Origin of the sequence: Flavobacterium silvaticum, from assembly GCF_012911565.1 — a bacterium.
Lineage (GTDB): Bacteria > Bacteroidota > Bacteroidia > Flavobacteriales > Flavobacteriaceae > Flavobacterium > Flavobacterium silvaticum.
Genome location: NZ_JAAMPU010000087.1, coordinates 1 through 9,784, shown reverse-complemented (window position 1 = coordinate 9,784; position 9,784 = coordinate 1). Strand labels below are relative to the sequence as shown.

Below are 9,784 nucleotides of genomic sequence, written 5' to 3'. Positions count from 1 at the left end.
TGAGGGTCGTGGTCGTGGCGCTGGTCGTGCTCAGCGAGACGATACCGGGGGGCGAGACGGTCCAGCCCGAAAAAGTCACGCCGGGTTCCATACCTGACACCGTATAGGAGGATGAAGTGCAGAATGTGGTCGGGCCTGAAACGCTCGTCACGGTATTGAAAGGAGCAAGGGATACGGAGCATGTGGTAGTTCCATTATACCCAAAGAAACCAAAAACCGGCAGTGCCACGATATTGCCGGGTGCGGCAGCCGTGGTATTTGGTTTCAAATCGATGTAATTTTGGGGCGGATAGGTGTAAAAATTCCCACTGACGGTATTCCCGTTTGGATCGGTCCAACCCGGTCCCACCGTCCATTGATACGAAGATATGCCTGTCGCATTGTGGACATTCACGCACGTGAACCTCGTAGTCGTCGTAGAGCCGCACGGAACCGACAACGTGTTCGGGGACATTACAAAGGCTTCGTTGGGAGGTATCTCGTCTATCACGATTCTTTTTATCTCCAAAACCTGGGTCGCGGGGTTCGCCCCGGGGTCCGGTATCGCGGCTATACGTATATAACTTTGCGCAACTGTTACGGGAGTATTGAAATGATACTCGTCGTCCTGAAAGGCCGTATTGGCGATCTGGAGTGAAAGACCGGTTGCATTAGTGACGGTCTGTGGCCCCGAACACGCTGTACTGGATCCGTTATCTCCGAACGAAACATAAAGCTTACTGGCCACAGTGGAAGAGCCAGTGTTCCTGACCAGGGCCTTGATGGTGTATAGGTGGTCTACTTTAAAGTTATACGCAATCTTAAATTCGGTGCCCTTGGTACCAGAGACCGTACTTGTCGTAAGTTTTATGCTCTGGTTGGCCGAATTGTAAGTAGGTGCCCCGTACGTGGTCCGGTGAACATAGCCGGCAACGGTCGTGTTGCTGGCAAAGACATTGCAACCGGATCCCAATCCGGTGTAGTTGATAGTGGCGTCCTGGGCTTGTAACCCGGGTGAAAACAACCCCAGCAATAATAGCCGGAAAAAAGTTTTTCTCATAATGGTTAAGTTTAAATGGTTAAAAAAGATAATTACATGGAATCAGAAATGTCAAGCCAGGTCAGCCTGCTTGACTTTACAGGTCTCGGAGATGAAAGACGAAACATCAGTCCAGGGCTCCTAACGTCTGTCGGTATAACATCGTAATTTCAGGGAGGACCAGGGAGGAAACAACAAAACTGCCGGCTTGGCTACAAAGGACACCCCGGGTGCGGCAAGCCTCTCTTGCGAATGTTGACCACACACGGATAAAACCGCGTTGCGGGAATAAAAATTGCGGGTTGCCTTGTTACAGGCAGGCACGTAAAAACGCGGACGTTTAATCATACAGGATCCAAAAAAATATACAAAATGGCTTATCAGCCTCTTCTATTATGTATGTCTTTGGAAAAACCCCTGTGAGAAGTATACTCAAATATATAAAAAATATCATGATGGGCAACATCAATTAAAAATGGCGTGTGACGATACGTAACGCCTTCCGGCGATTCGCGTAGCTACACGAATCGGTTTCCAAAAAAAACGTAGTATACCAAGTTTTCAATCTTGAAATCCTTTGAAGTGCCGTCCGGCAACACGGAAATGATGGTTTCCGTGACGGTCATCTTGGCAATCCTCCTGAAAACCCCCAGTAAGTTCCAAAGATGCCTGGCAAAGCCAAGGAAAAGTGTAAACGTCGGAAAGCCTCCTAAAACCGGGGTTCAAGGACTTCTGGACGCCCATCGTAGCCAGCATACTGTTTCGCCATTTCGCGTTTACAAAATTCTGTAAACGACACTTTTGTAAACAATGATTGATGTGAGAACATATCAGGATTAAAACCTTAAAAATTTAACACTCAGATCATTCCCCCAATTCCTTTTTATCCTAAATTGGCAATCACCAAACATTCCAGTACCGCATACGCATTCCCACCCATCACAGCCCCGGCTGTGCCTGATTTATTATTTCTATGAGAACAACCGAACGCTTCGCAGTGGCACTCTGTGCTTTCTGCCTGTTGCCTGCCCTTTCCGTCGCGCAGGACATCCAATGGGAAAAATCCTATGGCGGACGTCACGCCGAATACCTGTTCGACCTGCAACCCACGGCCGATTACGGGTTCATCCTGGCCGGAAGTTCGCTGTCGGACAAGACCGGCAACAAGACGAGTCCCAACCGTGGCAACCTCGACTACTTCGTCTGGAAGATGGACGAGAAGGGCGAACTCCAATGGCAGAAGGACTTCGGCGGGCCGGGGCTCGACCTGCTCCAGTGCGTGCGCACGACCCCGGATGGCGGTTTCCTGCTGGCCGGGACTTCCGATTCCAAGAAAGGGGACGACAAAAAAGACGAGACGCTCGGCGGCAACGACTTCTGGGTCATCAAGCTCGATGCGGGCGGTGGCGAGCAATGGCAGAAGACCATCGGCGGATCCGAATCGGACGACCTGGTTTGTGCGCTGGCCCTGCGTGACGGCGGCTTCCTGCTTGGCGGTAGTTCCGAATCGTCACCCATCTATGACAAGCAGCACAACCTCATCGGGGACAAAAAGGAAAAGAGCCGCGGTAACATGGATTACTGGCTCGTGCGCCTGGACAGCAAAGGCGGGATCAAATGGCAGAAGACCTATGGCGGCATCTACGCCGACCATCTCAGAAGCATGGTCGTCACATCGGACAACGGGTTCCTCATCGGGGGCAACTCCAACTCCACCGACTCGGGCGACAAGCTCCACAAGAACAACGGGGCCAGCGATTACTGGATACTGAAACTCGATGAGGACGGAACCATCGAATGGCAGAAGAGCTACGGCGGATCGGGCGAGGACCAGCTCGCCGTGGTGCTGCAGACGGCCGACGGGAACTATATGGCGGCCGGGAATTCCAACTCGGACGGCTCGTTCAACAAGAATACCTCAAGCCGCAACGGAAGCGATTTCTGGATCATAAAAATGGACGAGTACGGCAATTCCGCCTGGCAGGAAAGCTATGATTTCGGCAATAACGATATGCTCTCCTCACTTATCGAGAATCCCGACGGAACCTTTCTCATCGGCGGTTATGCCCGAAGCGAGGTCATGCAGGGCAAGGACAAGGAAGGCATCAGCGACTACATTGCACTCAAGATAGCAGCCGATGGGAAACAATTGTGGGACCGCACCCTGGGAAGCGAGGGCGACGACATGCTGCGCAAGGCCATTGAGACACGCGACGGTGGCTACATCCTGGCCGGGACATCGAACCCGACCCCGAAACCCATGATGGACGACCGCAAGTCCAAAAGCGGGCTGTCGGGAATCAGCAACGGACAACAACTGGCCGGGGCGAAGAATCTTCAGAACACTATCGACAACACCAAACAGGACGCGATGTCCTCGGTCAACGAAGCCTACAAGGAACAGGCTTCCAGGATCACCGACGGCGTAAACGATGCCATCGGACAACCTAAGGACAGTTCATTGAAGATGGGCATGAACGCCCCTACCGACATCCTCAGGAACGGTTCGGGCGGCGGCCAGTCTCTCGATGCCGGAAAAGCCCTGTCCGGAATGAACCAGAAAAAGCAACCCGCTTCACGCGACAAGAAGAACAACTTCGGCAACAACGATTTCTGGGTCGTCAAACTAAAGGACAAGGATAAAAAGGAAAAACCGCGCACGAACGTGGAAGCGATCCCGAACCCGGCGCGCGGATATACCAATATCATCGTGAGTTATGAGTACCATTCGGGTTCCGCTACCGTCTATGACCTGGCGGGACGTCAGCTGCAGCAGTTCGATCTGACCGGGGATACGACGGTTCCGGTCAACTTCTCGAATTTGCCGGAGGGGATCTATGTGGTGGAGGTTCGGACGGATGTGGCGACGGATGCGGTTAAGGTGATGAATAGTAAATAAAAGTTTAAGAGATAAATTATGTATCGGATCTTTTCAATAATTGTCATTTTAGTGAATTTTATGCCTGGTTGTGGTTATGCCCAGCATCAGGAAATATCGATTCCGTCTCCCGAGGCCACAGCCGTTTTTAAAAATTCTGAAATCCCGACTTCTTTATATAATGGACTGCCGACCATAGACATCCCGCTTTTGGAGATAGAATCAGGTGGGGTAAAAGTTCCAATAAGTGTAAGTTACCATGCCCGCGGCGTATTGGTAGCCGAAGTCGCATCGAGAGTTGGAACGGGTTGGAATCTTAATTGTGGCGGCATGGTCATGCATCAAAAACGCGGGCTATCTCCTGTTCCAGATAGAAAATACTATAATCTGGATAAGTGGTGCCCGGATTATCCTGCATTCTATAGTGATGTCGATAAGCGAATGACAGCTGCGGCCAATCAGGATGTGAATGGTGTGATGGAATGTGATATGGTTTCAGACCAGTACAGCTTTTCGATAAACGGCATGAGCGGCAAATTCATTTGGGATGAAATCGGGGAAAAATGGGTAATCCAGAAATACGGTAATTATAGTATAGTGCCACCTTATGTAAATATCTTAAGCGGAAACATAACGCCCGGAGTTTTTAAGGATGGAAGCGGCAATACCTATATGATTGGGGAAAATAATAAAGCGGATGTTGAGATTGGTATGGAGGATTATGTGGTACATACCGATGGCGACTATGATGTTTTGCCTCCTTCCCCTCACGCATCCATATCGTCCTGGCCGTTAACGAAAATCATAACAAAGACAAAGGACACTATCTATTTCAACTATTCATCCGAACATTCCTATTATATCAGGCGAACCAGTGATACGGATGCCCTGTCTTCTACACAGCCCACATACAGTACTGCCACCAATCTTCATTCCACCCAACAACGACTGGATAGTATCACTTACCCCCAAGGTAAAGTTCGGTTTATCTATTCCTCTACGCCGAGGGAAGATCTTCAAAACTCGCAATCTCTTGAACGTATCATCTATGAAGATATAAATAATAATGTCATAAAAAAAATCCTGTTCACCTACGAATACCAAGAAAGCGAAGATGATGGAAACATTAACTTCCGGCTTGTCAACGATACCTATGCCTATAAAAGATTGTTCCTCAAATCGATCCAGGTATTGGGAGCCCATGATGAAGCGCTGCCTCCTTATGAGTTTACCTATAGTGAGACGCAACTTCCGAGCAGGCATTCCAATGCCGTGGATGTCTGGGGATATTACAATGGGAAGAACAATGGAAAATTTTTGGAAAGCTGGAAGGACAGATCCGTTGACGAAGACAAATCCCTTGCAGGATTATTGACCGAGATAAAAAAACCGGAAGGCGGAAAAACCGTGTTTACGTATGAACACAACCGGGTAGTCAATCCATTCCCCGATACAGTGGACATTGGCGATTCAAATCCTTCCGTTCATTATGAAGTTTCTCTTTCGACTATTCAGCACACTATGAATGATACTTTAACCGGAAATCCTATATACGATGGCTTTAAATATAGAAAAACATTTAACGTCGGACCATTTGTCAGGGGTTCTAAATGTAAATATAAACTTTGGGGAGCGGGCGTTGGCAATTGCCCGGCCCTTCCGCCAGACGCTCCTGCCGAAAGCTCTACTTGTTTCTTTTCTTTCGCACTATATAAATTCGACAATTACACCAATGATTATGAGTATTTTACCCCGTTGAGGAGAGGGGAAGATATCCCCGTACATCTGGAGCCCGGCAATTATATGTTTGTCGCAACTCCGCTCATAACCAATCACAATCCTCTTGATTCCGACGAGTTTTTTCTCCTCCACCTTTCCTGGTTCGAGGAAGATACGGAACTTGTACCTCCACTACTTGTAAATATCAATGACAATTGCATAGGCGAAGACTATACCGGCACTACGTTGGTGTATGGTCCGGGGAAACGGATAAAAAAGATCGAGTATTTCGATTCTGACAACAGTAATGCTGCGTCATTCAAGACATATGAATACAAACGCCCCTACGGACAACCAAGCGGATTTATCCTGGGTCTCGCAAATGTAAGACCCATACAGACATTCGATCTGAATGGACAAACCGCTACTTTACAAACAGTCGCCACAAGTGTATACACCCAACTTAGTGGTTACCAAAGCAATTGCGTAGGCTATGATTATGTGACCGAATATTTTGGGGATCATTCGAATAACCTGGGTAGAGTAGATTATCAGTATTCCATGGTTTTCGATTCAGGCCGGTATTATGAATTTCCCTTCCATCCGTCAACCGATAATGAATGGTTGCGTGGTAAGGAACTCAAGGTTACCTACTATAAAAAAGTGGCCGATTCCCTGCAAATAATCAAAACCATTGAAAACAAATATCTGTTAGGTGGTGTAAGCAATCTTTTTTGCGATAATCCTTTTGTAAAACCTCCAATATACAAAAACCTGACAGAAGACATCCCATCACAAGGCGGACATTTGAACAACAGAAGAATATACAATATCCCTCAATCCATACCCGGTTTGCCTGGAGATGAAGGGGGTGGCCCCAGTGGGTTAAGATACATGACTTATTATTTGACCGGCGGGACATTTGATCTGGAGTCATCGATAACAACCGACTATTTTGATGACAATTCAAGCATCATAACCTCAACGCAATTTGAATATGACTATGACCATCATTACAATATGGCCAGCAAATCAATTATAAACAGCTCGGGGCAATCGGTAAAGACAAAATACTTTTATCCCGGTAACGACGATATCTTATCAACCGAAATCGACAATTGTACGGAACTCGTCCAGGAATCCATGCTTGATGTCCCGCTTCGGACACAGGAATTCAGGGACGCTACTCTGTTATCACAACAAGATGTGGAATATGAGGAGTGGACAGGCCAAAATGGTGATTACTATGCCCCTAAACAAGTCCGCTCAAAAAAAGGTTCTTCTCCATATGGCATCGAACCTAAATTTGAATATGTGAGTTATGATTTGTGGGGAAATCCTACCGAAATGAAAGTATCTAACGGCAAATCCATTTCCTACATATGGGGAAAACAGCATTCCCTGGTATTGGCAAAGATTGAGAACATTTCGATTACTCAAATCCCTGCAACCCTTATCAGTTCTATCCAAGCCGCATCAGACTCCGGAAATGAAAATAATTTGATCATCGCTTTGAATAACCTACGTGCGGACGCAAGCATGGCAGACTCGATGGTAACGACTTATACCTATACCCAGTTCTCGACAATTGCTTCGATAACGGATCCGAAAGGTTTGAAGATATCTTATCATTATGATTCGTTCGGCAGATTGGTTTCGGTTAAAGATGCCAATGGAAAATTGTTGACTGAAACCCAATATCATTATAAACTACAACCTTAAACAGTCATGAAAAAATCATTTTTATTGTTGTTCGGGTTGTTCCCGATACTGATTTCGGCACAAGTTGAGAACTACATCCTCACCCGCACCTATTTCGAGGAAACCGACACCACAGATGTTTCCAAAGCCCACGAAACCATCACCTATTTCGACGGACTCGGCCGTCCCGTGGAAACCATCCAGAATAAAATGTCGGGTAATGGCCTCAACATAGTAACTCCGATTAAGTACGATGATTTTGGACGGCAGCTACTCGAATACCTTCCGTATGAAAGCAGCGCCACCAACCTTGACTTTATCGACCCTTTGACTGCTATATCCGAATTGCAGGCATTCTACTCAACCTTTCGTGAAGGCACCACGAATCCATATTCTCAAACCCGGTTCGAGGATTCCCCATTGAACCGTGTGCTGGAAAAAGCCGCTCCCGGCAATGCGTGGGCCATGGCCAACGAGAAGACCATCAAATTCGATTATATGGCAAATTCCGAAGGCGAAGACCAGGTGATACTCTTTACCGTTTCTCCTCAGGCATTTGTAGACGGAGCCTACACGATTTCTCTCAATATGGCAGGGTACTACGGCGACGGTGAGTTATACAAGACCGTGACCAAAGATGAGAACTGGACTTCATCTTCCGGACATGCCAGAACCACCGAGGAATTCAAAGATAAAGAAGGACGCATAATTCTTAAAAGAAGCTATAACGGTAACGATCCCTATGATACCTACTATGTGTATGACAGCTATGGCAATCTGACCTACGTGATCCCGCCTGCCGCCAACGCCGAAGAACTCAGTACCGAAGAAATGGAGAACCTCTGTTACCAGTACAGATACGACCACAGGAACCGCCTCGTCGAGAAAAAACTTCCGGGAAAGGACTGGGAATACCTTGTCTATGACAAACTCGACAGGCCCATACTTACCGGCCCGGCCCTGAACCCGTTCGGCAACGGGGAACGGGGATGGTTGCTGACCAAATATGAAACGTTCGGGCGCGTTGCCTACACGGCCTGGATAAATGAAAACGAAGGTGTTTTCGATTCCGCGGTCCGCAATGATTACCAATCCGTAACAAAAGCACAGGAATGGGAAGAAACGACATATAGCAATCCGATAACCATCGATGGCGTGACGGTAGGTTATTCCAATGATTATTTCGTAACGGCAAACCTGGTACTGCTCACCGTAAATTATTACGACAACTATGACTATCCCGGAGCGATCGATGACGGTGCCGATGACAGCAGGACAAAGGGGCTTGCTACAGGGAATTGGGTGCGGGTGCTCAACGGCTCCACGCTTATGGCCGAAACGTCACAGACCCTATACGATGAAAAAGGCCGCGTTATCCAGCAAATGAAGACCAATCACCTGGGCGGACATTTCACAATGGAGTATAACCTTGATTTTAACGGAAAGATCCTGAACACGACAACTTTATTCCAAAAAGATCCGGCGACACACGATTACAAAATCAATGATGATTTTTCTTTCGATGCACAGGAAAGACCCTTGGGACATATCCAGGAAATCGATTCAGGATCGCAGGAGCCCATCAGCTACAATTATTATGACGAACTCGGCACGCTCGAAAGAAAAGAAATCGGGTCTGACGGCTCCGACTTCCTGCAATCGGTCGATTACCAATATAACATACGCGGCTGGCTCAAAAAAATAAACGAACCGTGCGCGCTGAACAAACCCGGTATGCCGACCGACCTGTTCGCCTTCGCCATAAATTACGAGACCATAGGCATCAGCAACGCGAACCTTGTCAGGCCCCTGTACAACGGAAACATAAGCGAAACGTACTGGGTCAGCAATTCAGACAACGTAGTGCGTAAATACGGCTACCGCTACGACTCCCTCAACCGCATGCTCAATGCCTATTACCAAAAACCCCAATGTCCGAACGGGTCCCAACTGCCCAGTAACAGTACCTATTACGGCTACTACGACGAATCCCTCCTATACGACAAGAACGGCAACATAGCCGAACTCTGGCGCAACGGCGACAGCGACGTAACCCCGTCCATCCAGATCGACCACCTCAAGTATTTTTATGAGGACCAATCCAACCGCCTGCTCAAGGTCACCGACGAGACCAACGACCCATCCGGATTCGTGGATGATTCCGACGGCACGGACGATACCGACGACGATTACCAATACGATTCCTTCGGCAACATGACCAAAGACGAGAACAAACAGATCAAAGGCATCACCTACAACCACCTCAACCTGCCCGTCAAGATCCCGATAAAGCAAGGCACCCAGAACTGGACGATAAGCTACCTCTACAACGCACTGGGCCAGAAGGTCCAGAAGACCGTAGCCAACGTGACACAGGTAGGCCAAACCGAAAGAACCCTGTACCTCGACGGCTTCCAATACGTAGACGATGTCCTGCAGTTCTTCCCACACCCCGAAGGCTACGTGCG

At 48.0% G+C, this 9,784-nt stretch carries 4 protein-coding genes; 3 read left to right on the top strand and 1 reads right to left on the bottom strand.

All coding sequences use genetic code 11. The features are described 5' to 3' along the window. The coding region (locus tag G6047_RS00550; protein WP_169525387.1) for a hypothetical protein at positions 1 to 1,039 on the bottom strand (1,039 nt) is incomplete at its 3' end. Between the two features lie 952 nt (positions 1,040 to 1,991). On the opposite strand from G6047_RS00550, the gene G6047_RS00545 reads away from it, so the two are divergent. The 3 genes from G6047_RS00545 to G6047_RS00535 all read left to right on the top strand — a co-directional run. Next, positions 1,992 to 3,917, top strand: coding sequence for a T9SS type A sorting domain-containing protein (locus G6047_RS00545; RefSeq protein WP_169525386.1), 1,926 nt, complete (start codon positions 1,992 to 1,994; stop codon positions 3,915 to 3,917). Between the two features lie 18 nt (positions 3,918 to 3,935). Then, positions 3,936 to 7,337 carry an RHS repeat domain-containing protein gene (locus G6047_RS00540; RefSeq protein WP_169525384.1) on the top strand — a complete coding sequence of 1,134 codons (3,402 nt, stop codon included), beginning with the start codon at positions 3,936 to 3,938 and terminating at the stop codon, positions 7,335 to 7,337. 6 nt (positions 7,338 to 7,343) lie between these two features. Then, a partial coding sequence (locus G6047_RS00535) for a DUF6443 domain-containing protein (RefSeq protein ID WP_235946470.1) occupies positions 7,344 to 9,784 on the top strand: 2,441 nt, incomplete at its 3' end.

Coding starts and splice junctions, on each gene's coding strand:
- G6047_RS00540 (WP_169525384.1), top strand. CDS start 3,936: ATGTATCGGATCTTTTCAATAATTGTCATTTTAGTGAATTTTATGCCT.
- G6047_RS00545 (WP_169525386.1), top strand. CDS start 1,992: ATGAGAACAACCGAACGCTTCGCAGTGGCACTCTGTGCTTTCTGCCTG.